The 22,606-nt window shown below is 69.8% G+C and carries 23 protein-coding genes; 17 read left to right on the plus strand and 6 right to left on the minus strand.

Annotated elements, in window-relative coordinates:
* Positions 1 to 77 precede the first annotated feature (77 nt).
* Genes dapA through H2041_RS02410 form a run of 3 tightly spaced genes read left to right on the plus strand, consistent with a single transcriptional unit; the run spans position 78 to position 2,173 of the window.
* Positions 78 to 962: a 4-hydroxy-tetrahydrodipicolinate synthase gene (gene dapA / locus H2041_RS02400; protein ID WP_293409042.1), complete on the plus strand. Its 885-nt coding sequence runs from the start codon at positions 78 to 80 to the stop codon at positions 960 to 962.
* A 3-nt stretch (positions 963 to 965) separates the two neighbouring features.
* Positions 966 to 1,421 carry an SsrA-binding protein SmpB gene (gene smpB, locus H2041_RS02405; RefSeq protein ID WP_293409044.1) on the plus strand — a complete coding sequence of 152 codons (456 nt, stop codon included), beginning with the start codon at positions 966 to 968 and terminating at the stop codon, positions 1,419 to 1,421.
* On the plus strand, positions 1,418 to 2,173 hold the full coding sequence (locus tag H2041_RS02410) for a GNAT family N-acetyltransferase (protein WP_293409046.1): 756 nt from the start codon (positions 1,418 to 1,420) through the stop codon (positions 2,171 to 2,173). The genes smpB and H2041_RS02410 overlap by 4 nt, the downstream gene beginning before the upstream one ends.
* Here the strand turns inward: H2041_RS02410 and H2041_RS02415 are convergent.
* Both H2041_RS02415 and H2041_RS02420 read right to left on the minus strand, forming a co-directional pair.
* On the minus strand, positions 2,170 to 2,829 hold the full coding sequence (locus tag H2041_RS02415) for a uracil-DNA glycosylase (protein ID WP_293409048.1): 660 nt from the start codon (positions 2,827 to 2,829) through the stop codon (positions 2,170 to 2,172). The genes H2041_RS02410 and H2041_RS02415 overlap by 4 nt on opposite strands.
* Positions 2,816 to 3,409: an NYN domain-containing protein gene (locus H2041_RS02420; RefSeq protein ID WP_293409050.1), complete on the minus strand. Its 594-nt coding sequence runs from the start codon at positions 3,407 to 3,409 to the stop codon at positions 2,816 to 2,818. Before H2041_RS02420 ends, H2041_RS02415 begins: the two co-directional genes overlap by 14 nt.
* 4 nt (positions 3,410 to 3,413) lie before the next feature.
* Here H2041_RS02420 and folK point away from each other — a divergent pair, with 4 nt between their 5' ends.
* The 4 genes from folK (at position 3,414) to H2041_RS02440 (ending at position 7,236) form a co-directional block, all read left to right on the plus strand.
* Positions 3,414 to 3,941: a 2-amino-4-hydroxy-6-hydroxymethyldihydropteridine diphosphokinase gene (gene folK, locus H2041_RS02425; RefSeq protein ID WP_293409052.1), complete on the plus strand. Its 528-nt coding sequence runs from the start codon at positions 3,414 to 3,416 to the stop codon at positions 3,939 to 3,941.
* Between the two features lie 74 nt (positions 3,942 to 4,015).
* Complete coding sequence (locus H2041_RS02430; RefSeq protein WP_293409054.1) at positions 4,016 to 4,489, plus strand: hypothetical protein; 474 nt, start codon at positions 4,016 to 4,018, stop codon at positions 4,487 to 4,489.
* Positions 4,490 to 4,588: 99 nt separating this feature from the next.
* A complete protein-coding gene (gene rpoZ, locus H2041_RS02435; protein ID WP_293409057.1) occupies positions 4,589 to 4,948 on the plus strand; it encodes a DNA-directed RNA polymerase subunit omega in 360 nt (119 codons plus the stop codon).
* Between the two features lie 119 nt (positions 4,949 to 5,067).
* On the plus strand, positions 5,068 to 7,236 hold the full coding sequence (locus H2041_RS02440; RefSeq protein WP_293409480.1) for a bifunctional (p)ppGpp synthetase/guanosine-3',5'-bis(diphosphate) 3'-pyrophosphohydrolase: 2,169 nt from the start codon (positions 5,068 to 5,070) through the stop codon (positions 7,234 to 7,236).
* A 4-nt stretch (positions 7,237 to 7,240) separates the two neighbouring features.
* Here H2041_RS02440 and H2041_RS02445 read toward each other — a convergent pair whose 3' ends face one another.
* Positions 7,241 to 7,786, minus strand: coding sequence for a GNAT family N-acetyltransferase (locus H2041_RS02445; RefSeq protein WP_293409059.1), 546 nt, complete (start codon positions 7,784 to 7,786; stop codon positions 7,241 to 7,243).
* A 100-nt stretch (positions 7,787 to 7,886) separates the two neighbouring features.
* Between H2041_RS02445 and pyrE the strand changes: the two genes are divergently transcribed.
* From pyrE to aspS, 10 genes are all read left to right on the plus strand, one after another.
* Positions 7,887 to 8,471, plus strand: coding sequence for an orotate phosphoribosyltransferase (pyrE, locus tag H2041_RS02450; protein WP_293409061.1), 585 nt, complete (start codon positions 7,887 to 7,889; stop codon positions 8,469 to 8,471).
* On the plus strand, positions 8,468 to 9,226 hold the full coding sequence (locus H2041_RS02455) for a pyridoxine 5'-phosphate synthase (RefSeq protein WP_293409062.1): 759 nt from the start codon (positions 8,468 to 8,470) through the stop codon (positions 9,224 to 9,226). Before pyrE ends, H2041_RS02455 begins: the two co-directional genes overlap by 4 nt.
* Positions 9,223 to 9,621, plus strand: coding sequence for a holo-ACP synthase (acpS, locus tag H2041_RS02460; protein WP_293409063.1), 399 nt, complete (start codon positions 9,223 to 9,225; stop codon positions 9,619 to 9,621). The genes H2041_RS02455 and acpS overlap by 4 nt, the downstream gene beginning before the upstream one ends.
* Before the next feature lie 125 nt (positions 9,622 to 9,746).
* Positions 9,747 to 10,526: a signal peptidase I gene (gene lepB, locus H2041_RS02465; RefSeq protein WP_293409064.1), complete on the plus strand. Its 780-nt coding sequence runs from the start codon at positions 9,747 to 9,749 to the stop codon at positions 10,524 to 10,526.
* Between the two features lie 10 nt (positions 10,527 to 10,536).
* Positions 10,537 to 11,235 (plus strand): ribonuclease III, encoded by a 699-nt coding sequence (gene rnc, locus H2041_RS02470; protein ID WP_293409065.1) that lies wholly within the window; start codon positions 10,537 to 10,539, stop codon positions 11,233 to 11,235.
* Positions 11,232 to 12,164, plus strand: coding sequence for a GTPase Era (era, locus tag H2041_RS02475; RefSeq protein ID WP_293409066.1), 933 nt, complete (start codon positions 11,232 to 11,234; stop codon positions 12,162 to 12,164). Before rnc ends, era begins: the two co-directional genes overlap by 4 nt.
* The gene (recO, locus tag H2041_RS02480) at positions 12,164 to 12,895 is read left to right on the plus strand and encodes a DNA repair protein RecO (protein WP_293409068.1); all 732 of its coding nucleotides are present in this window, start codon (positions 12,164 to 12,166) and stop codon (positions 12,893 to 12,895) included. Before era ends, recO begins: the two co-directional genes overlap by 1 nt.
* Positions 12,896 to 12,967: 72 nt before the next feature.
* Entirely contained in the window at positions 12,968 to 15,217 is a 2,250-nt protein-coding gene (parC, locus tag H2041_RS02485; RefSeq protein WP_293409070.1) for a DNA topoisomerase IV subunit A, read from the plus strand.
* Positions 15,218 to 15,280: 63 nt separating this feature from the next.
* Positions 15,281 to 16,609: a serine hydrolase gene (locus tag H2041_RS02490; protein WP_293409072.1), complete on the plus strand. Its 1,329-nt coding sequence runs from the start codon at positions 15,281 to 15,283 to the stop codon at positions 16,607 to 16,609.
* Between the two features lie 100 nt (positions 16,610 to 16,709).
* Positions 16,710 to 18,491, plus strand: coding sequence for an aspartate--tRNA ligase (gene aspS / locus H2041_RS02495; RefSeq protein ID WP_293409075.1), 1,782 nt, complete (start codon positions 16,710 to 16,712; stop codon positions 18,489 to 18,491).
* 41 nt (positions 18,492 to 18,532) lie between these two features.
* On the opposite strand, the gene H2041_RS02500 is transcribed toward aspS, so the two are convergent.
* The 3 genes from H2041_RS02500 to H2041_RS02510 all read right to left on the minus strand — a co-directional run bounded on the left by H2041_RS02500 (position 18,533) and on the right by H2041_RS02510 (position 22,544).
* The gene (locus H2041_RS02500) at positions 18,533 to 19,405 is read right to left on the minus strand and encodes a pentapeptide repeat-containing protein (RefSeq protein ID WP_293409077.1); all 873 of its coding nucleotides are present in this window, start codon (positions 19,403 to 19,405) and stop codon (positions 18,533 to 18,535) included.
* Positions 19,406 to 19,489: 84 nt separating this feature from the next.
* Positions 19,490 to 19,984 carry a pentapeptide repeat-containing protein gene (locus tag H2041_RS02505; RefSeq protein WP_293409080.1) on the minus strand — a complete coding sequence of 165 codons (495 nt, stop codon included), beginning with the start codon at positions 19,982 to 19,984 and terminating at the stop codon, positions 19,490 to 19,492.
* Positions 19,985 to 20,060: 76 nt separating this feature from the next.
* Positions 20,061 to 22,544: a ribonucleotide reductase gene (locus H2041_RS02510; protein ID WP_293409082.1), complete on the minus strand. Its 2,484-nt coding sequence runs from the start codon at positions 22,542 to 22,544 to the stop codon at positions 20,061 to 20,063.
* Positions 22,545 to 22,606 lie beyond the last annotated feature (62 nt).

Consider the following 22,606-nt stretch of genomic DNA (forward strand, 5'->3'; position numbering starts at 1 on the left):
GGGCGCGTCGGACATATTGTCCGCGCACCTCAATAGGCCGCAATATGATGCGGCGCTTTCACGGCTTTTTGCTGACAATGTCCGAACCTCTGTTTAGGGGCGTGATGCCGGCCCTGATCACGCCCTTCCGCGACGGCGCGGTGGACGAGGACGCCTTCGTGGCCCTCGTCGAACGGCAGATCTCCGGCGGCGTCCACGGCCTGGTGCCGGTGGGCACCACCGGCGAGTCCGCCACGCTCACCCATGACGAACACCGCCGCGTCGTCGATCTTTGCGTCAAGACCGCCGCCGGCCGCGTGCCGGTGATCGCAGGCGCAGGCTCCAACTCGACACGCGAGGCGATCGAGCTCGTCCAGCACGCCAAGGCCGTCGGCGCCGACGCCGCCATGGTCGTGACGCCCTACTACAATCGCCCGAGCCAGGAGGGCATGTACGCCCACTATGCGGCGATCAACGAGGCCGTGCAGCTGCCGATCATCGTCTACAACGTGCCCTCGCGCACCGGCGTGGACATCTCCAACGACACGCTGGGCCGCCTCTCCAAGCTGCCCAACATCGTCGGCGTGAAGGACGCCACCGGCGACATGACGCGCCCGACCATGCAGCGCCTGCTCTGCGGCGCCGACTGGGTGATGCTGTCGGGCGACGATCCGACGGCCCTGGGCTACATGGCCCACGGCGGGCACGGTTCGATCTCGGTGACGGTGAACGTCGCGCCCGACCTCTGCTCCACCTTCTACAACGCCGCCCTCGGCGGGGACTGGAAGACGGCCCTCTACTGGCAGGACCGGCTTTATCGGCTGCACAAGGCGCTGTTCACCGACGCCTCGCCGGCGCCGACCAAGTTCGCCCTGTCGCATCTGGGCCTGTGCGGCGAAGAGGCCCGCCTGCCCATCGCGCCGGCCTCGGAGGCCTCCCGCAAGGAGGTCCTCGCGGCCATGGGCGAGGCGGGGCTGATCTAGGCCATGGCGGGCAAGGTCATCGCGGAGAACCGGCGCGCCCGGTTCGACTACTTCCTCGACGACGCGGTCGAGGCGGGCCTCGCCCTCACCGGCAGCGAGGTGAAGTCCCTGCGCGAGGGCAAGGCCAATATCGCCGAGTCCTACGCCGCGGTGGAGGGGCAGGAGATCGTGCTGATCAACGCCGACATTCCGCCCTACGCCAAGGCCAGCCACTTCAACCATGAGCCGCGCCGGCCGCGGAAGCTGCTGCTGCACCGCCGCCAGATCGACCGCCTCATCGGCGCGGTCCAGCGGGAAGGGCGGACCATCGTGCCCACCAAGCTCTATTGGAACGACAAGGGCCTGGCCAAGCTCGAGATCGCGCTCGCCAAGGGCAAGAAGCTGCACGACAAGCGCGAGACCTCGGCCGAACGCGACTGGCAGCGCGACAAGGCCCGGCTGCTCCGCGACAAGGGGTGAGCGGGCTCACGCTCCCGACCGAAGACATCGAGGCGATCGAACGGGCGACGGTCGCGGCGGTGGCGCATGAGGCCTGCGAAGTCGTCGGCCCCTGGATCCTGGCGCTTAAGCCCGGAACCATCGGCCGCGCGCGCAGCGCCGCGCCGCTGGCCCACAACCTGGTGCGCGACGAGAGCCTGCTGGCCCGCATCGAGGCCGCCTATCGCGCGCAGGACATGGTCGCGGAGTTCCGTCTGCCGGACGTGGACGGCCTCTCCGGCGTGGCGGCCCTGCTGGCCGAACGCGGCTACGCGCCCGAACAGCCCACGCTGGTGATGGAAGCTCCCGTCGCCAGGGTCGCGGCCTTCGCCGAACCCCGCGCCGTGCGGCTGGCGCAGCCCGACGAGGGCTGGGCCAGCGTCTTCCTCGGCCAGGGCTTCGATCCGGTGGACGGAGCCCATCGGGTGAAGACGCTTACGCGATCGCCGGACGCCGTCTTCGCCGCCGTGCGGGACGGGGCGGAGACCTGTGCGGTCGGGGTCGCCGCCCTCGCCGAGGGCTGGGCCAGCCTGCACGGCATGCGCACGGCCCAGGCGCATCGGGGCAAGGGGCTGGCGGGCCAGGTCATGGCGACGCTCGCCGCCGCCGCGGCCGAACGAGGCGTGGCGCGCATGTTCCTGCAGGTGGAGGAGGGCAATGCGCCCGCCCGCGCCCTTTACGCCCGCGCGGGTTTCGCACCCCTCTGGCGCTACCACTACTGGCGGCGCGCCTAAGCCTCGATCAGCGCCCGCGCCCGGACGAAGATGTCCTCGAACATGGCGGGCGTCAGGCGGCCAGTGTTCGTGTTGAGCCGCGAGCAGTGATAGCTGTTGATCACCGTATAGGGGCCGGCCTGGAACTCCGAGCCGTGGCCGCCGACGCCGGCGCTCGCCTTGAGGCCCAGCGCCTTGAGCACATTGCGACGCGAGACGTCGCCCAGCGTCACGATCACCTTCAGGTTCGGCAACAGGTCCAGCCGCTCGGTCAGGAACGGGCGGCAGGTGTTCTCCTCGCTCGTCTCCGGCTTGTTGCCTGGCGGCGCGCAGCGGACGGCGTTGGTGATCAGGCAGTCGACCAGCTCCAGCCCGTCGTCGGGCCGCGCCTCGTAGCGGCCGCGGGCGAAGCCCAGCTTCAGCAGGGTGTCGAACAGCAGCACGCCGGCGAAGTCGCCGGTGAAGGGCCGCCCCGTGCGGTTGGCCCCCATGCGGCCGGGCGCCAAGCCCACCACGGCCAGCCGCGCATTGCGGTCGCCGAAGGACGGCGCAGGGCCGTTCCACCAGTCGGGATGGGCTTGCCGGTTGGCGGCGCGATAGGCCACCAGGCGGGGGCAGAGCGGGCAGTCGCGGGGCGGTTCGGCGGCGGCTTCGGTCAGAAGCTCAGACGTCCGCATCCGCCTCGCTCTCATTGCCCATGCGGCTTTCCTGGATGAAGCGCGGCAGGCGCGAAGGCCGGCCGATGATGTCGGCGAGGTCGGCCAGGTCGATGAAGGCGTCGGCCTGGCGGCGCAGGTCGTCGGAGGCCATGGGAGGCTGCGACTTCACGGTCGAGACCACGGTCACGCGCACGCCCTTCCGCTGCACGGCCTCCACAAGGCAGCGGAAGTCGCCGTCGCCGGAGAAGAGCAGCAGGTGGTCGGCGTGTTCGGCCATCTCCATCATGTCGACGGCGATCTCGACATCCATGTCGCCGCGCCAGCGCTTGCGGCCTTGCGCGTCGGTGTATTCCCGCGCCGGCTTCGTCACCAGGCGGTAGCCGTTGTAGTCGAGCCAGTCGACCAGGGGACGGATGGGGGAGTACTCCTGGTCCTCGACAAGGGCGGTGTAGTAGTAGGCGCGCACCAGAACCCCGCGCTTGCGGAACTCCTCCAGCAGCTTGCGATAATCGATGTCGAAGCCGAGCCCCTTGGCCGCCGAGTACAGGTTCGCGCCGTCGATGAAGAGCGCGAGCCGATCGGTGGGGTAGAAAGTCATAAGCGTGGAAATCCTTGAAATCGGCGCAGGGTCCGGCTGGGACGAGGCGGTTGTGGTGGCCCTGGGGAGCAACCTATCCGACGGCTACGGCTCGTCGGAAGCCCTCCTCGACGCCGCGCTCGCTCGTCTCGACCAGGCGGGATTGCCTGTTCTTCGTCGGTCGCGCTGGTGGCGGTCCTCCGCCTGGCCCGACCCGTCGGGACCGGAGTATCGCAATGGAATCGCTATTGTCGAGGCGTCCTTTGAACCCTGTTCGGTTCTGCGTACCCTGTTTTCAATCGAGGCGGAATTCAACCGCAATCGGGGCGAACGCAACGCGCCGCGCACGCTCGACCTCGACCTGATCGCCTATGGCCGCCAGGTGATCGACACCCCCGACCTCGCCCTGCCGCACCCCCGCGCGCATGAGCGACTGTTCGTCATGGGCCCGCTGGCGGAGATCGCGCCAGGTTGGCGGCATCCGGTGCTGGGGGTGAGCGCGGAGGACTTGGCGGCGCGGGCGAGTATCGGGCGGGACGCGCGTGCAGAGTGAGGGCGGTAATGGCTCACGACCTTGGCGCGTGCAATTGTGAAGCTTACCCGTCCCTGCGAAGTCTCAAACGAACCATGCAGATGTTCTCGCGCTCCAGGCTGCTGGTGTTTTCATTGCTGGCCATGGCCGGAGGCTGCGATCGCTTGGCGCCGAGGGAGCCGACCTACTGCGGGCCGGGCTTCTACGTGACCGGCGAGCACGTCACCGTGTTGGCCGAAGAACAACAAGCCGACTTCGACGTGACACGCCTCGCTTACAATGAGGTTGTGTGGGTGGCTTATTCCGGCAACGGCGTTCGGCCCCCGCGGTACTTGAATGCGGCGCGCGTCGGGGAGTGGGTCTCGAAGCCTGAAATCGGCGGTCTATTCGCAAGAACAGGCTTTGATTTTCCGGCATACGTTGAGCTTCGACCGTCTCAGGGCTCCGCCGCTCAGCCTGGTGATCTGAACGAACTCTCGAAGGCTGTCCGGGCAAGGTCGACGGCTTACGACCCGTGCGTCGCCCCAGAGGTTGTCACCCACGCGGGCCGCGCTGATGACGGGAGCTGATCTGCCTGCCGAGCCCAGACCCAAGATCCCTCTGCGGCATTGCACAATCGGGCCGGAACCCCTATTTTCGCCGGTTCTACCGTCTTATCCGAGGATTTCATGGCCCGCGTCACCGTCGAAGATTGCATCCAGAAGGTCCCGAACCGCTTCAACCTGGTTCTTCTGGCCGCCCATCGCGCGCGGGGCATTTCCGCCGGCGCCCAGCTGCTGGTCGATCGCGACAACGACAAGAACCCCGTCGTCGCCCTGCGTGAGATCGCCGACGACGTGGTCGACGCTGAAGAGCTGCGCGAGAGCCTGATCTCCAGCCTGCAGCGCGTGGACGAGCACACCGAGGCCGAGGAAGAGGCCGAAACCCTGGCCCTGCTCGCCGACCCGACCCACACCCAGATGAGCGAGCTTGAGCTCGTGCGGGCGCTGCAAAGCGACCGCGACGGCGGGCAGGAGGAGCGGTACTGAGCCCCGAAGGCGCAGACCCCGTCACTGTCCAGGCGGCTACACCCGCCGCCGAACCCAAAGACGCGCCTTCTGATACGCCCGCCGCTGTGGACGCCACGGCGGCGGTGCGCCGTCCGAAGATGCTTCGCCAGTACGAGCTGATCGAGAAGGTCCGCTCGTACGACCCCACCGCCGACGAAGCCCTGCTGAACCGCGCCTATGTCTACGCCATGCGGATGCATGGGTCGCAGAAGCGCGCCTCCGGCGACCCCTATTTCGCCCACCCGATCGAGGTGGCCGGCATCCTGACGGACTACCGTCTGGACACCGCCACCATCGTTACGGCCCTGCTGCACGACGTGATCGAGGACTGCCCGGTCACGCGCGCCGACATCGACGAGCTGTTCGGGCCCGAGGTCGGCGAACTGGTCGAGGGCGTCACCAAGCTCTCCCAGCTTGAGTTCAGCTCCGAACACACGCGCCAGGCCGAGAACCTGCGCAAGTTCATCCTGGCCATCTCCAAGGACGTCCGCGTCCTCCTGGTGAAGCTGGCCGACCGTCTGCACAACATGCGCACGCTGGAGTTCATCAAGAACCCGGCCAAGCGCGAGCGCATCTCCCGGGAGACCCTTGAGATCTATGCGCCGCTGGCCCGCTCCATCGGCTGCCACCGCATCTGCACCGAGCTGGAGGAGCTGGCCTTCATCCACCTGAACCCGGTGGCGCGCGATGCCATCGGCCGCCGGCTGGAGGCCCTGCGCCAGCAGCAGGGCGGGGCGGTCTCGGTGGTCTCGGGCGAGGTCTCGGCCAAGCTGAAGGAGGCGGGCATCCCCGCCCGGGTCTTCGGCCGCGAGAAGCACCCCTTCTCGATCTGGCGGAAGCTGCAGCGCAAGTCGATCGGCTTCTCCCAGCTGTCGGACATCTACGCCTTCCGGGTGATCGTCGACACCGAGGACGACTGCTACCGCGCGCTGGGCGTCATCCATCGCGCCTGGCCGAGCGTGCCCGAGCGGTTCAAGGACTACATCTCGACGCCCAAGCGGAACAACTACCGCTCGGTGCATACGACCGTGGTCGGCCCGCGCGGCATGCGCATCGAAATGCAGATCCGCACCGAGGCCATGGACCGCGTCGCCGAGGACGGGGTCGCCGCCCACTGGCGCTACAAGAACGAGAGCTACGGCTTCGACGCCGAGGCCCAGGCCGCCGCCGGCGGCCGCGACCCGCTGGTCAATCTGCGCCACCTGGTCCAGGTGCTGGAGCACGGCGGCGACGTGGAGGAGCTGGTCGAGCACGCCAAGCTCGAAATGTTCCTCGACCAGGTCTTCGTCTTCACGCCCAAGGGCCGGCTGGTCAGCCTGCCCCGCGGGGCCATGCCGCTGGATTTCGCCTACGCCGTCCACACCGACGTGGGCGACACCTGCATCGGCGTGAAGATCAACGGCGAACTGCGCCCGATGCGCACGGCCCTGCAGAACGGCGACGTGGTGGAGGTGATCCGCGGCGCCAAGCCGGTGGTGCCGCCCGACTGGCGCTCGCTGACCGTCACCGGCCGCGCCCGCTCGGCCATCCGCCGCCACATCCGCCAGAGCGAGAAGGACGAGTTCATCCGGCTCGGCGTGGCCAGCATCGACCAGACCTTCGAACGCGCGGGCAAGCATCGTCCGGACGTCTCCCTGCGCCCGGCCCTGGATCGCTTCGCCACCGCGACGGAGGACGAGCTTTTCGAAGCCGTCGGCCGCGGACGGGTCACGCCGACCCAGGTGCTGGACGTCATCTTCCCCGGCCTCAAGGCCGCCGAACGCGAGGCCGCCACGGCCCAGCGCCGCATCGAGGGCGGCGCCGGCGCGCGGCTCTATGTCCGCGGCTCGGGCCTGACGCCGGGCGTCACCCTGCATTTCGCCGAGTGCTGCAGCCCGGTGCCGGGGGACCGCATCGTCGGCATCCTCGATCCCGAGGGCGGCGGCCTGGCCGTCCACACCATCGACTGCGCCACTCTGGCCGAGTTCGAGGACCGGGAAGAGCTGTGGCGCGACCTGCAATGGACGCCGGAGGCCGAGCGCAACACCATCTCGCGCGCCAGCCTGGCGGCGACGATCAAGAACGCGCCGGGCGTGCTCGGCCAGGTCTGCACGGTGATCGGCGAGGCGGGCGGCAACATCGTCAACCTGCGCATGCACCACCGCCAGCGCGACTTCTTCGACGTCGACTTCGACCTCGAGGTCAAGGACGCCAAGCACCTGACCCATATCGCCGCGGCCCTGCGGGCCAATCCGAGCGTCGAGACGGTGGACCGGGCGAAGGGCTGAGGCCTCAGACCGGCTCGGCGGCCCGCCAGGTCCAGGGCGTCTTGGCCCCGGTGAAGGTTTCCGGCGTGCAGCGCAGATAGAGGCTGTCGGCCCAGACGTGGCCCAGGAGGTAGGTCTTGGTGGCGCTGCCGGTGACGTAGAAGCCCAGACGCTCCAGCAGGCGGCGCGAGGCGGTGTTGTTGGGGTCGACGTCGGCGGTCGCCTCCTTCAGCCCCCGATCGCGGAAGGCGCGGTCGATCACGGCCGACACCGCCTCATGGGCGTAGCCCTTCCCCTGCGCGTCGGGATGCAGAATGTAGCCGATCTCCGGATCGGCCCAGAAGCCGACCTTGCCGATGACGCGCCCGTCCTTGGTCTCGACGATGAAGTCGTCCGCCCGCGTGGCCATCATCCCCTCCAGCCACAGTCGGGTTTCCTCCATCTTCACATGCGGCAGGGTCGACCAGAAGGCCATGGCCGTCGCCGAGGAGAGGATCTCGTGCATCGGCTCCAGATCGCTGGGCCTCGCCGGCCGCAGGATCAGGCGTTCGGTTGTGATGGTCCCGGGCATGGATGGGATGTTACTCCAACGAATCTCCAGGCGCAGTCTGGAGGCCGAAGGTGACATCTAGTCCGCCCTTCGCTAATTCGCCCGCAGGGAGGCCTTCCAAATGACCACTGACGAAGTCCTTGAGGAATTCCGCGGCGCCGGCGCCCTTCGCGAGGGCCACTTCGTCCTGGCCTCCGGGCGCCATAGTCCGATCTTCCTCCAAAAGAACCTCGTCTTTCAATATGCCGACCGGACGGAGCGCCTCTGCCGCGCCCTGGCCGACCGCATCGTCGAGCAGTTCGGCCGGCCCGATGTGATCGTGGCGCCGGCGGTCGGGGCGATCATCCCGGGCTACGAAGTCGCTCGCGCCCTGGGCGTTCCCTCAATTTATGTGGAACGTGAGGACGGCCGCTTCCAGCTGCGTCGCGCCTTCCGCATCGAACCCGGGGCCAAGGTGGTGGTGGTCGAGGACGTCATCACCACGGGGGGCTCCTTCCGCGAGGCGGTCGAGCCCATCGAGGCGGCCGGCGGCGTCGTGCTCTGCTGCGCCTGCATCGTCGACCGGTCGGGCGGCCGGGCCGAGGTGGGCTGGCCGCTGGTGGCGCTCGCCACCGTCGACTTCCCCTCCTATGCGCCCGACGACGTGCCGCCGGAGCTCGCGGCCCTGCCGGCCGAGGAGCCGGGCTCCAAGAGGCTGAAGCGATGAGCCGGCTGCGTCTGGGCGTCAATATCGACCACGTGGCGACCATCCGGAACGCCCGCGGCGCCAGCTATCCCGATCCGGTCCGGGCCGCCGAAATGGCTATCGCCGCCGGCGCCGACGGCATCACCGCCCACCTGCGCGAGGATCGGCGCCACATCTCCGACGCCGATATCGACGCGCTCGCCGTGATCGTGCGGCGTCGCGGCCGGCCGCTGAACCTGGAGATGGCGGTCACCGCCGAGATGGAGGCCATCGCGCTCGCCCATCGCCCGCATGCCGCCTGCCTGGTGCCGGAGCGGCGCGAGGAGGTGACCACCGAGGGCGGGCTCGACATGGTCAAGGGCCACAACACCATCGCCCCCGTGATCGCCCGCCTGCGCCAGGCGGGCATCCGCGTCTCCTGCTTCGTGGACGCCGATTTCGAGCAGATCGCCGCGGCCAAGTCGGCCGGCGCGCACGTGGTGGAGCTGCACACCGGCGCCTATTGCGACGCCGTCCGGGAGGGCTCGCCCCAGGCCGATCGCCTGCTGTCGGGGCTCATCGCTGCGGCCGCCGAGGCCGACCGCCTGGGCCTGGAAGTCCACGCCGGCCACGGCATCGACTACGAGACGGTCAAGCCGATCGCGGCCATACCCGAGGTGGTGGAGCTCAACATCGGCCACTTCCTGATCGGCGAGGCGATCTTCATGGGCCTGCCGGCGGCCATCGCCCGCATGCGCGCCCTGATGGACGAGGCGCGGGCGGAGAAGGCGGCGTGATCATCGGCCTGGGCTCGGACCTCGCCGACATCCGGCGGATCGAAAAGACGCTGGAGCGCTACGGGACGCGTTTCACGAACCGCATCTTCACCGAGATCGAGCGCACGCGGTCGGAGCGCAAGCCGGACGTGGCGGCCAGCTACGCCAAGCGGTTCGCCGCCAAGGAGGCCTGTTCCAAGGCGCTGGGCACCGGCTTCCGCCGCGGCGTCTTCTGGCGTGACATGGGCGTGGTCAACATGCGCTCCGGCGCGCCGACCATGGCCCTGACCAACGGCGCGCTGGACCGGCTGAAGGAGATCACGCCCGAGGGCCATCGCGCCGTGATCCACGTGACCCTGACCGACGACCATCCCTACGCCCAGGCCTTCGTCATCATCGAGGCCGTGCCCGAATAGCCGCAGGCCCCGCGGCGAATGGGCCGATTACGGCGAGTTCACGGGCCCTGAGCTTGCTCCGGCCGTATGCAGGGGCTAGCTAACCCTCTTCCGGCGCGCCGCGTCCCGCGTCTCAGGAATCCGACATGAGCGAGAACGTGCAGAGCGTGCAGGCCACCGAGAAGCCCGACACCGTCAAGGAGATCGTGGAGATCGTGAAGACGGTCGTCTACGCCCTGTTGATCGCGCTCGTCCTGCGGGTCCTGCTCTTCCAGCCTTTCACCATCCCGTCGGCCTCTATGGAGCCGAACCTGCTGGAAGGCGACTACATCATCGTCTCCAAGTACTCCTACGGCTATTCGCGCCACTCCATCCCCTTCAGCCCGCCGCTGTTCGAAGGCCGGGTGATGGACCGGGCGCCGACGCCGGGCGACATCATCGTCTTCAAGCTGCCGCGCGACGGCCGGACCGACTACATCAAGCGCCTGATCGGCGCGCCGGGCGACCGGATCGAGGTGCGCGACGGCCAGATCATCCTTAACGGCCAGCCCGTGCCGCGCGAACCGCTGTCGCCGGGCGTCGTCGACACGGGCTACGGCTTCACCCGCGAGGTGATGCGCTTCCGCGAGACCCTGCCCAACGGCCGCAGCTACATCACCTACGATCTCGGTCCCGACGGCGAGATGGACGATGTGGGCCCCTTCATCGTACCGGAGGGCCACTACTTCTTCATGGGCGACAACCGCGACAATTCGCTGGACAGCCGCGCGCCCCAGGAGATCGGCGTCGGCTATGTCCCGGCGGAGAACCTGGTGGGCAAGGCCCAGCTGATCCTGCTGTCCTGGGAGCGCGGAGCCTCGCTCTTCAAGCCCTGGACCTGGGTGCTCGACGCGCGGCCGGGCCGGTTCTTCAACATCCTTCAGTGACCTGGGCCCGATGAACCGGCGACAGGCGGCGGTCGCCCGGCTCGAGGAGCGGATCGGCCACAGCTTCACCGACCGCGAACTCCTGGAACGCGCGCTCACCCACGCCAGCGTCGGCGAAGGGGCGGCCAAGGTGCGCCATTATGAGCGGCTGGAATTCCTGGGCGACCGGGTGCTGAACCTGATGGCCGCCGAGCGGCTGATGAGCCTCGATCCCGAGGCGCGCGAAGGCGAGCTGTCGCGCAAGCTCTCGAACCTGGTGAACTACCGCGCCTGCGCCGAGGTGGCGCGCGAGATCGGCCTGGGCGAGGCGCTGCGCCTGTCGCCCAGCGCCACCAAGGTGGGGGCGCGGGAGTCCGAGGCGGTCCTGGGCGACGCCTGCGAGGCCCTCATCGGGGCCCTCTATGTGGACGCCGGCCTGGACGCGGCGCGGGCCTTCTTCCTGCGCTTCTGGAAGGACGCCTTCGCCGAACTCGGCGGCGTGCGGCCCAAGGATCCCAAGACCCAGCTCCAGGAATGGGCGCAGGGGCGGGGACTTCCGCTGCCCGCCTATGAGATCGTCGAGCGCGAGGGCCCGGCTCATGCGCCGATCTTCACCGTCCGCGTGACGCTTCAGGGCTATGATCCCGAAGAGGCCCGAGGACGTTCCAGGCAGGAGGCCGAAAAGGCCGCCGCCCAGGTGATGCTTTTGAAACGCGAAGGACCCCTATGACCCGCGCCGGCTTCGTCGCCATCATCGGCGCCCCCAATGCGGGCAAGTCGACCCTGACCAACCGTCTGGTGGGGGCCAAGGTCTCCATCGTCACCCAGAAGGTGCAGACCACGCGCTTCCCCGTGCGGGGCGTGGCCATGGCCGGCGAAAGCCAGATCGTCCTGGTCGACACGCCCGGCATCTTTGCGCCGCGCCGCCGGCTGGACCGGGCCATGGTCCGCTCCGCCTGGGGCGGGGCGGAGGAGGCCGACACGATCGTCCATCTGGTCGACGCCCAGGCCGAGCTGGCCGCCGCCGAGCCGGGCGCCAAGGCCGCCGACCGCCGCGCCGCCGCCGACGTGGCCTCGATCATCGAAGGCCTGAAGGGCGCCGGCAAGCAGGCCATCCTGGCCATCAACAAGATCGACGGCCTCAAGCGCGAGCGGCTGCTGGGCCTGGCCCAGAAGCTCTTCGACACCGGCGTCTATACCGAGGTCTTCATGATCTCGGCCGCCGACGGCTCGGGCGTGGACGACCTGAAGGCCCGGCTGGCCGAACTCGTGCCCGAAGGCGCCTGGCTCTATCCGGAGGAGCAGACCGCCGACCTGCCGGCCCGCCTGCTGGCGGCCGAGATCACGCGGGAGAAGCTCTATCTGCGGGTCCACGAGGAGCTGCCCTATGCGGCGGCCGTGGACACGACCGCCTTCGAGGAGCGCAAGGACGGCTCGGTGCGGATCGAACAGACCATCTACGTCCAGCGCGAGAGCCAGAAGCCCATCGTGCTCGGCAAGAACGGCCAGACCCTGAAGTGGATCGGCCAGAAGGCGCGCGAGGAGCTGAAGGAGCTGTTCGATCGCGAGGTCCACCTCTTCCTGCATGTGAAGGTGGACGAGACCTGGGCCGACAAGCGCGAGTTCTACGGCGACGTGGGACTCGATTTCGACGCCTGATGGAATTCGAAGACGACGCCTTCGTCCTCTCGGCCCGCGCCCATGGCGAGACGGGGGCCATCGTCGATCTGCTGACCGAGAGCCACGGCCGCTACGCCGCCCACGTGGCGGGCGGGGCGTCACGGCGTCTGAAGCCCTTCCTGCAGCCCGGCGCGGCGGTGCGTGCGCGCTTCCGGGCCCGCACCAGCGAGCAGCTGGGCTCAGCCACCCTGGAGCCCGTCGGGGAGGGGCCGGCCGCCCTGTTCGACGATCCGCTCGCCCTGCATGGCCTCTCGGCGGCCGCGGCCGTGGCCGCCGGGGCGCTGCCGGAGCGCGAGGCCCATCCCGGCGCCTATCACGCGCTCGCCGCCCTGATCCCGGCGCTCAGCCTGCCCGACATCTGGCCGGCCGTCTTCGTGCGCTTCGAGGCGGGCCTGCTGCAGGACCTGGGCTTTGGCCTCGACCTCTCCAAGTGCGCCGCGACCGGCGCCGTGGACGATCTGGTCTATGTTAGCCCCCGCACCGGCCGGGCCGTGAGCCGCGAGGCGGGCGAGCCCTACAAGGACCGGCTGCTGGCCCTGCCGCCCTTCCTGCTGTCGGCGCAAGGGGGGTTGGAGCCCGGCGACGTGCGGGCGGGCCTTGACCTGACCGGCCACTTCCTGGAGGCCTTCGTCTTCAACCCGATGAACCGGCCCCTGCCGCCGGCCCGGCTGTGGATGATCGACCGCCTGTCCGAGGCGCAGCGCCTCTAGGACCGAGGCTATGCGTCGCGCCCCCGGCGACGCGCGGGTCCGCAGGCGCTAGATTCGGGCCAAGGAGAATCAATGGGCAAGCACACCCCACCGCCGTCCGATGGCGACGGCGACCGCATCATCGACGAGCCGCTGTCGGAGGCGCTGTCGCGGCGCTACCTGGCCTATGCGCTCTCGACCATCACGGGCCGCGCCCTGCCGGACGTGCGCGACGGGCTGAAGCCCGTCCACCGGCGGCTGCTCTACGCCATGCGCCAGCTCCGGCTGGACCCCAACTCCTCGGCCAAGAAGTCGGCCCGGGTGGTCGGCGACGTGATCGGTAAGTACCACCCGCACGGCGACACGGCCGTCTACGAGGCCCTGGTGCGCCTGGCCCAGGACTTCGCCCAGCGCTACCAGCTGATCGACGGCCAGGGGAACTTCGGCAATATCGACGGCGATAACGCCGCGGCCATGCGCTACACCGAGTGCAAGCTGACCGAGGCCGCCCAGCTGCTGCTGGACGGCATCGACGAGGACGCCGTCGACTTCCGCCCCACCTATGACGGGGAGGACGAGGAGCCGGTGGTGCTGCCGGCCGGCTTCCCCAATCTGCTGGCCAACGGTTCCAGCGGCATCGCCGTCGGCATGGCGACCTCCATCCCGCCGCACAACGCCGCCGAGCTGATCGACGCCTGCCTGCTGCTGCTGGACAAGCCCGACGCCTCGACCGCCGACCTGATGGTCCATGTGAAGGGGCCGGACTTCCCCACGGGCGGGGTGATCGTCGAGTCCCACGCCTCCCTGGTCGAGACCTATGAGACCGGCCGCGGCGGCGTCCGCACCCGGGCGAAGTGGGAGCGGGAGGAGACCGGGCGCGGGACCTGGCAGATCGTCGTCACCGAGATCCCCTATCAGGTGAAGAAGGCCGACCTGGTCGAGCAGCTCGCCGGCCTGATCGAGAACAAGCGCGCCCCCCTGTTGGGCGACGTGCGCGACGAGTCGGCCGAGGACGTGCGCCTGGTCCTCGAGCCCAAGAGCCGCAACATCGAGCCGGAAGTCCTGATGGAGAGCCTGTTCAAGCTCTCGGATCTGGAAAGCCGCTTCTCGGTGAACCTCAATGTGCTCGACGCCCGCGGCACGCCCGGGGTTATGAGCCTGAAGCAGGCCCTGGTGGCCTTCCTGGATCACCGGCGCGAGGTGCTGGTCCGTCGGGCCCGCCACCGCCTCGGCAAGATCGAGGCGCGCCTGCACATCCTCGACGGCCTGCTGATCGCCTATCTGAACCTGGACGAGGTGATCCGCATCGTCCGTTACGAGGACGAACCCAAGGCCAAGCTGATCGCCGCCTTCGACCTGACCGAAATCCAGGCCGACGCCATCCTGAACACCCGCCTGCGCCAGCTGGCGCGGCTGGAGGAGATGGAGATCAAGCGCGAGCACGGCGAGCTTTCGGAGGAACGCGACGGCCTGCTGAAGCTGCTGGAATCCGACGCGCGCCAGTGGAAGCTGGTGGGCGTGGGCCTGAAGGAGGTCCGCAAGGTGCTGGGCCCCGACACGGCCGTGGGCAAGCGCCGCTCGGTCTTCGCCGATGCGCCGGAGGTCGACGCCGAGGCCGCCATCGAGGCGATGATTCCGCGCGAGCCGATCACCGTCATCCTTTCCGAGCGCGGCTGGATCCGCGCGGCCAAGGGCAAGGTGGAGGATCCCTCGGAGCTGAAGTTCAAGGAGGGCGACAAGCTCGGCTTCGTCGTGCCCGCCGAGACGACGGACAAGCTTCTGATCCTCGCCTCCGACGGCCGCTTCTTCACCATCGGCTGCGACAAGCTGCCCTCGGCGCGCGGCCATGGGGAGCCCCTGCGCCTGATGATCGACCTGGAGGACCAGGTCGAGATCGTCGACGTCTTCGCCCACAAGCCCGGCGCGAAGCGGATCGTCGCCTCCCACGCCGGCTATGGCTTCATTCTCGCCGAGGACGAGGCGGTCTCGGCGCGCAAGGCCGGCAAGCAGGTGCTGACCGTGGACAAGAAGGGGGCGGCGCCGACGGCGGTGCTCTCCGGCGACCACATGGCCGTCATCGGCGACAACGGGAAGATCCTCGTCTTCCCCGTGGCCGAACTGCCGGAAATGCCGCGGGGCAAGGGCGTGAAGCTGCAGTCCTACCGCGAGGGCGGCCTGCGCGACTTCACCGTCTTCGACGCGGAGGGCGGCGCGACCTGGATCGATCCGGCCGGCCGCACCCGCGTCTGGACCGAATGGCGCGACTGGCTCGGCCGGCGCGCGGGGGCCGGCAAGCTCGCCCCCAAGGGCTTCCCGACCAGCAAGCGGTTCAAGCCGAAATAGGGGCGGCGCAGTCGATCGAAGCTGCGCTAGGGTGCCGCCCAAAGAGGTTCGGGGAGGCCCTGCATGCACCGATTTCGTCACCTGGCCGCGGCGGTCTGCGCTGCGGCCCTCGCCCTCGCGCCGGCGTCCAGCCTGGCTCAGCGCGCGCCGGCGGCCCTTCCGGCGGCCGCCAGTCCGGAGAGTGTGGGCTTCTCGAGCGAGCGCCTGGAGCGCCTGGACGAGGCCATGGCCAGGGCGGTGGACGACGGCCGGGTGGCCGGGGTCAGCACGCTTCTGATGCGCCACGGCAAGGTGGTCGCCTTCAGGACGCATGGTCAGGCCGACCTCGCCGCCCAGCGCCCTCTGGGGAAGGACGCCATCTATCGCATCTATTCCATGACCAAGCCGGTCACCGGCGTGGCGATGATGATCCTGTTCGAGGAAGGCCGCTGGCGGCTGGACGATCCGGTGAGCCTCTACGTGCCGGAACTGAAGGGGCTGAAGGTGATGGACGGCGTGGATGCGGCGGGCGAGCCGATCCTCGTCCCGGCTGCGCGAGAGCCGACCATGCGCGAACTGATGAGCCACACGGCGGGCTTCGGCTATGGCCTGCGCGACGACAATCCCATCGACCGCATGTTCCAGGCGCGGCGGGTGCTGGGGGCGAACTCGACGCAGGAGATGGTGGAGCGGACGGCGACCATTCCGCTGATGTTCCAGCCCGGTTCGGACTGGAGCTATTCGATCGCCGTCGATCTTCAGGGGCATATCGTCGAGAAGCTGTCGGGCCAGACCCTCGGCGAGTTCTTCCAGTCGCGCATCTTCGGGCCCTTGGGCATGAAGGACACCGGCTTCTACGTTCCGGCCGCCGAGGCCGGCCGGCTGGCCGCGGTCTATGTGGGCGATCCCAAGACCGGCAAGATCGTGGAGGCGCGCGAGCTGTTCGGCGCCCCGGCCCAGGACTTCACCCGCCCGCCGCCCTTCGAATCCGGCGGCGGCGGCCTGGTCTCCACCGCCAGCGACTATGCCCGCTTCGCCCAGATGCTCGTGAATGGAGGCGAGCTCGGCGGGGTGCGCATCCTGTCGCCGGCCAGCGTGGAGATGATGGGAACCGACATGATTCCGAAGACGGCGACCGTCTCCTCCAACGGCTCGGTGGGGCTGCGCTTCAACGACGCCGTGGGCTTCGGTCTCGACCTCATGGTCATGAAGGATCCGCGCAAGGCCGGCAGCCTCGAGGGCGAAGGCACGATGAGCTGGGGCGGTGCGGCCGGCACCTGGTTCTGGGCCGATCCCGCCAACGACGTGGTCTTCGTCGGCATGATCCAGCGCTTCGGCGGCACGGGCGGGCCGGACCTGGGGACCCTGACGCGCACCCTGGTCTATCAGGCCCTGGTCGATCCGGCGAAGTAAGCGCAGGCGGGCCGGTTCGCGCCGGCTCGCCGCCTTGACAAGGCCGGCAGCGCATGCGCCCTTCCGCGCCTCGATTTCCTAGCTTTTTCTGCGACTCCTCATGCATCCCTACCGCACCCACACCTGCGGCCAGCTTCGCGCTTCCGACACGGGTAAGACCGTCCGCCTTTCCGGCTGGATCCACCGCAAGCGCGACCACGGCGGGCTCGTGTTCGTGGACCTGCGCGACAATTACGGCCTGACCCAGCTGGTCTTCGCGCCCGAGACGCCCGGATTCGCCACCATCGAGCGCCTGCGCGCCGAGAGCGTGATCTGCGTCGATGGCGAGGTCGTCGCCCGCACGCCCGAGACGGTGAACGCCAACCTGCCCACGGGCGAGATCGAGGTGAAGGCCAAGGGCGTCGAGGTTCTGTCCGAAGCCGCCGAGCTGCCCCTGCCGGTCTTCGGCGAGCCGGAATATCCCGAGGAGATCCGCCTCAAGCACCGCTATCTCGACCTGCGGCGCGAGACCCTGCACCGGAACATCCTGCTGCGGAGCCAGGTGATCGCCTCGATCCGCCGGCGCATGACCGAACAGGGCTTCAACGAGTTCCAGACCCCGATCCTGACGGCGTCGTCGCCGGAGGGCGCCCGCGACTTCCTCGTCCCCTCGCGCATCCATCCCGGCAAGTTCTATGCGCTGCCGCAGGCGCCGCAGCAGTTCAAGCAGCTGCTGATGGTCGCCGGCTTCGACCGCTACTTCCAGATCGCCCCCTGCTTCCGCGACGAGGATCTGCGCGCCGACCGCAGCCTGGAATTCTACCAGCTCGACGTGGAGATGAGCTTCGTCACCCAGGAGGACGTGTTCGCCGCCATCGAGCCGGTGATGCACGGGGTGTTCGAGGAGTTCGCGAACGGCAAGCCGGTGACGCCCTATCCGTTCCCGCGCATCCCCTATCGCGAGGCCATCGCCAAGTACGGCTCCGACAAGCCGGACCTGCGCAACCCGATCCAGATGCAGGACGTCTCCGACCACTTCCGGGGCGGCGGCTTCGGCCTCTTCGCCCGCATCCTGGAGGACGCCAAGAACGCCGTCTGGGCGATTCCGGCGCCCAAGGGCGGCAGCCGCGCCTTCTGCGACCGGATGAACTCCTGGGCGCAGGGGGAGGGGCAGCCGGGCCTCGGCTATATCTTCTGGAGCGAGGACCAGGGCGGCTGGGGCGGCCCGATCGCCAAGAACCTGGGCGCGGAGAAGACCGACGCCCTGATGAGCTCTCTGGGCCTCGGCCAGGGCGATGCGGCCTTCTTCGTCGCCGGCGATCCGAAGGTCTTCTACAAGTTCGCCGGCTCGGCGCGCACCAAGGTCGGCACGGACCTGAAGCTCGTGGACGAAGACCGCTTCGAGTTCGTCTGGATCGTCGACTTCCCGATGTTCGAGATGAACGAGGAGACGAACCACGTCGACTTCTCGCACAACCCCTTCTCCATGCCGCAGGGCGAGATGGAGGCGCTGGAGACCAAGGATCCGCTCGACATCCTGGCCTACCAGTACGACATCGTCTGCAACGGCTACGAGCTGTGCTCCGGCGCGATCCGGAACCACCGTTCGGACATCATGCTGAAGGCCTTCGAAATTGCCGGCTACGACGGCTCGGTGGTCGAGGAGCAGTTCGGCGGCCTGGCGAGCGCCTTCCGCTACGGGGCCCCGCCCCACGGCGGCCTCGCGCCCGGCATCGACCGCATCGTCATGCTGCTGGCGGGCGAGACGGCCATCCGCGAGGTCATCGCCTTCCCGCTGAACCAGCAGGGGCAGGACCTGATGATGAACGCCCCGTCGGAAGTCGAGGAGCGCCAGCTCAAGGAACTGAGCGTGCGCCTGGCCCTGCCGCTGAAGCCGGCCTGAGGCGCCGCATCGGCGCGGGCCGCCGTCCGGCGGATGGCGGCTTAGTCGAACTGCGAGATGAGGTGGCGCGGCGCAGCCGGCGGCGCGGGCGGCGGCGGCGGCGGCGGGGGCGCTGGCGCGCGCACGACGATGCGCCGTCCGCCGCAGGCCTTGGCGACGAGGCCCGAGGGCACCCGCGTGCCGCTGTCGGCGCAGGCGTCGTCCAGCTGCGACTGGGTGAGACCGCGCACGTGCGACAGATCGGCGCCCGACAGGTTGGTGCGGTCGAGGCTGGCGCCGCGGAAGTCGGCTCCGGCGAAGGTGGCGCCCCGCAGATTGGCCATGTCCAGCTCGGCTTCGCGGAAGGACGCCTGGTCGAACCGTCCGCCCTGCAGGTTCGCGGCGGTCAGCTCAGCCGCCCGGAAGCTGGCGCCCCGGGCGTTCACGCGGGCGAGGTTGGCGGCGTTCAGCTCGGCCTCGTCCAGCTTTGCGCTGGTCAGGTTCGCCGAAATGAAGTTCGAACCGGAGCCCTCGACGTCGCGAAGATCGGCGCGCGACAGGTTGGCCCGGCCGAAATCCGCCCCGTTGATCTCGGCGCCGCGGACCGTCGCGTCGGACAGGTTGGCCGCCGCGAAGCTGGCGCCCATCATCGAACTGTCCGAGAGGTCGGCGCGCGAGAGGTCGGCGCGATCGAAGGCCGAGCCGTGGAAGCGGGCCTCGCGCAGGTCGGAGCCGACGAGCGCGGCCTCGGTGAAATCCGCGCCGATGAAGCGCGCGCCCGACAGCTGCCGCCCGGAGAGTTCGCAGCGTTCGCAGGACCCGCCGAACGACACCATCTTGGCCACCGCCTTGTCGCCCATCATGGCGTTGGCGGCGCTCGGCGCGAGCCCGGCCAGGGCGGCGAGGGCGATCAGAAGGGCGGACAGGCGGTTCATGCAGGCGGGGCGCTTTCGTATCACCCTTCCCATCTGGAGTGGGGCCGGGTCGAGCGCCACTTAAATCTCAGTAATTATGCGACCTTAGCAGGCCGGGATCCGCAGGCCGCTCGGCAGGCGTGTGGAGGAATCGCCGCAGGCGGCGTTGAGCTGGGCCTGGGTCAGGCCCACGGCGCGGTCCATCTCGGCGCCGGCGAAGTTCGCCCCCGTCAGATTGGCGCCGCGGAAGTTGGCGCCCTGGAGGTAGGTGCCGACGAAGCTGGCGTTGGTCAGGTTCGCGCCGGCGAAGCTGGCGCTGGAGAAGAGGGCGCCATAGGCCTCCACGTCCCGCAGGTCTGCGCCGGAAAAGTTGCTGCGGTTCATGATGGCGAGGCTCATGTCCGCTTGCCGCAGCCGGGCGCCTGAGAAGTTCTTGCCCTTCAGCTCCAGCCCGGCGAAGTCGGCCTGGAAGAGATTGCACCGCGGGCAGCTGGCGCCGTTGCGCGCCTGGGCGATCTGACCGGCGTTCTGCGCCTGGGCGGGGAGGGCGAGCGCCAGGGCGGCGAAGGCGGCGAGGAGGGCGGGTGCGAGCGGTCTCATGGGCGGCTCCCTTCGGGACGCGGCGTTCGATGCATCCCTAGGGCCTGCAAGCTTAAGACCAGGTGAGCGGGCGCTCTCAGGCCGCGCCGTCGTCCACCTTGCCCGCCCGCGCGCCGCAGGTTTCGCAGATCAGGCTCGCGCCCTTGCGGACCACGGCGATGTCGCCGCATTCGGGGCAGACGTCGGCGGCCTGGGCCGGGGCGCTGCGGGCGGCGCGATGATCGGCCAGCGACAGCACGACCAGGTTGTCCGGCGTGGTCCCGCGCGAGAAGCCCTTGGAGATGAAACGCGAGGCGGGGAGCGGCTCGCCCGGCTGCAGCGCCTGCTCCTCGGCCTTGCCGCGGCCGAGCCCGTCGGCGTTCAGCTCGTCTGGGTCGGCGTTCGCCAGGTCCTGGCGGCCCAGATAGGAGACGCCCAGTTCGCGGAAGACGTAGTCCAGGATCGAGGTGGCCGAGCGGACGGAATCGTTGCCGGTCACGGGGCCGGCGGGCTCGAAGCGGGTGAAGACGAAGGCGTCGACGAACTCGTCCAGCGGCACGCCGTACTGCAGGCCGATGGAGACGGCGATGGCGAAGTTGTTCATCAGCGAGCGGAAGGCGGCGCCTTCCTTGTGCATGTCGATGAAGATCTCGCCGAGTTCGCCGTCGTCGTACTCGCCCGTGTGCAGATAGACCTTGTGGCCTCCGACGGACGCCTTCTGGATGTAGCCCTTGCGGCGGTCGGGCAGCTTCCGGCGCTCGCGTTCGCGTTCCACGAAACGTTCGACGATCCGCTCCTCGACCGGCGGCGGCGGCGTCGCGGCGGCGGGACGTTCGGCCCGCGGCGGCGCTTCGGCCGGACGGGGCAGGTCCAGGGCGTGATAGGCGGTCGGTTCGGCTCGGTGAAGCCGGGCGGCCGCGACGCCGCGTTCGCCGGCCTGGAGCAGCAGGGTCTGCACGTCGTCCAGCGTCGCGTCCCAGGGCAGGGTGAAGTCGGCGACGGGCGGCCGGTCCAGATGCGGCTGCAGCGCCGCCAGCATGTCCAGATAGGGCGCCGGGCCGAGGTCGTCGGCGGTCAGGAAGACGCGTTGGCCATCGACCGACAGGTCCTGGTCGTCCAGCCGGCTGACGCCGAGGGCGTAGGTTTCGGCCGCGGCGATGTCAGCCTCCGTGAAGCCCATGATGCGCAGGGCGTCGAAGCGGGGATCCTCCAAATCCTCGGGCGGGGCGCCCAGGACGTCGCTCAGGAATCCGGCCCCCACCACCTCGGCGCGGAAGGCGTCGCTCAACTGGCCGCAATAGGGGAGGACCGACTCCACCGCGGCGATCTCGTGGTCGGTGAAGCCGCGCGCGGTCAGCGCCGCGTGGTCGACGCCGGGCGCATCCGCCAGGGTTCCGTGGCCGAGCAGCCGCCAGCGGGCGGCGTCGAGGTCCGCGCCCAGGGCCTGCAGCCCCAGCAGGGCGGCTTCGCTGATCACCCGGATGATCCGGCCGTCGGCCGTCTCGGCGAAGGTCACCGGACCGTCCCACGGCTCGGCCGCCGCGCTCGCGCCGCCGAGCAGGAGCGTCAGCTCGGGATCGTCGAAGATCGTCAGGCCGCCGGGAAGGTCGGGACAGGCCTTGCGGGCGGCGGCGGCCGCGCGAGCATAGAGGGTGGCGGCGCTCCTGCGGCCGGCTTCGCTGTCGTAGGCGAGGCCCTGGGCGGCGAGCCAGTCGGCCAGGCCCGCCAGGCCCAGGGCGGCGACTCCCTGCTGACAGGCCGCCGCCAGGGCCAGGGCCAGCACGCCCACGGCGGAGTCGAACTCCTCGCCCTGGAACGCCTCGCCCATCTCGAAGGCCATGAGGTTCACAGCGCCCACGACGCCGACCGGCTCGGCCAGGGCGTCCTCGGCGCGCAGGTCGAAGAGCGTGGTGACCTTGCCGGTCTCCCAGGCCGCCAGGGCCTGGGTGCGCAGGGCCGGGGACTGGCTGGGATCGAGACCGGCGGCGAGCGGCTGGACCTCGGCGAGGGCCGGCGGCGTGGCGACGAGGCGGGTCTCGCCGGCGCGCGCCAGGCTGAGCACGTCGAGGATGGCGGCGTCGGAGGCGCCGGCCGCCCGCGCCGCCTCGGCCGCGCGCGCCAGGCTCGGATTTCGCTGGGGGTCTGCGCAGGCGTCCGGGTCGCCGTGGCAGCGATGCACGGCGTCGACCACGCCCTGCAGGCGCTGGGCCAGCGCCTGGGCAGCCTCGACGGCCGCCTGGCGCCCGCGATGCTCGGCGCGCAGGCGGGCCAGACGCTCCGACGTCTCCGCCGCCGCGACCGTGTGAAGCCCGGGCAGGGCCACACGCCGCAGCGCGATGCGACCGGCGACGAGCGCCGCGCCCAGCTCGCGGCGGAAGCGGCCCCGGGCACCGACGCCGGCGAACAGGTCTCGCTTCTGCCCCGCCTGGACCAGTTCCTCGGCGAAGCGGAAGATGGCCGCGGGAATGTCGGTGTCGCCGCCGGCCCAGTCGACCCAGGCCTCAACGCGGGCGTTGGGCCACGATGCGGGCGCCAGCACCTCGACCACGTCGCCGCTGCGCTCGAGCGATCGCCGCTCCATACCCACGCTCTCCCTGACGCCTGACAAGACTCTCTCCAGCGGAGCCTAGGCGCCCGATTCCT

This window comes from Phenylobacterium sp. (assembly GCF_013911965.1).
In the GTDB taxonomy this organism is placed as follows: Bacteria; Pseudomonadota; Alphaproteobacteria; order Caulobacterales; family Caulobacteraceae; genus Phenylobacterium.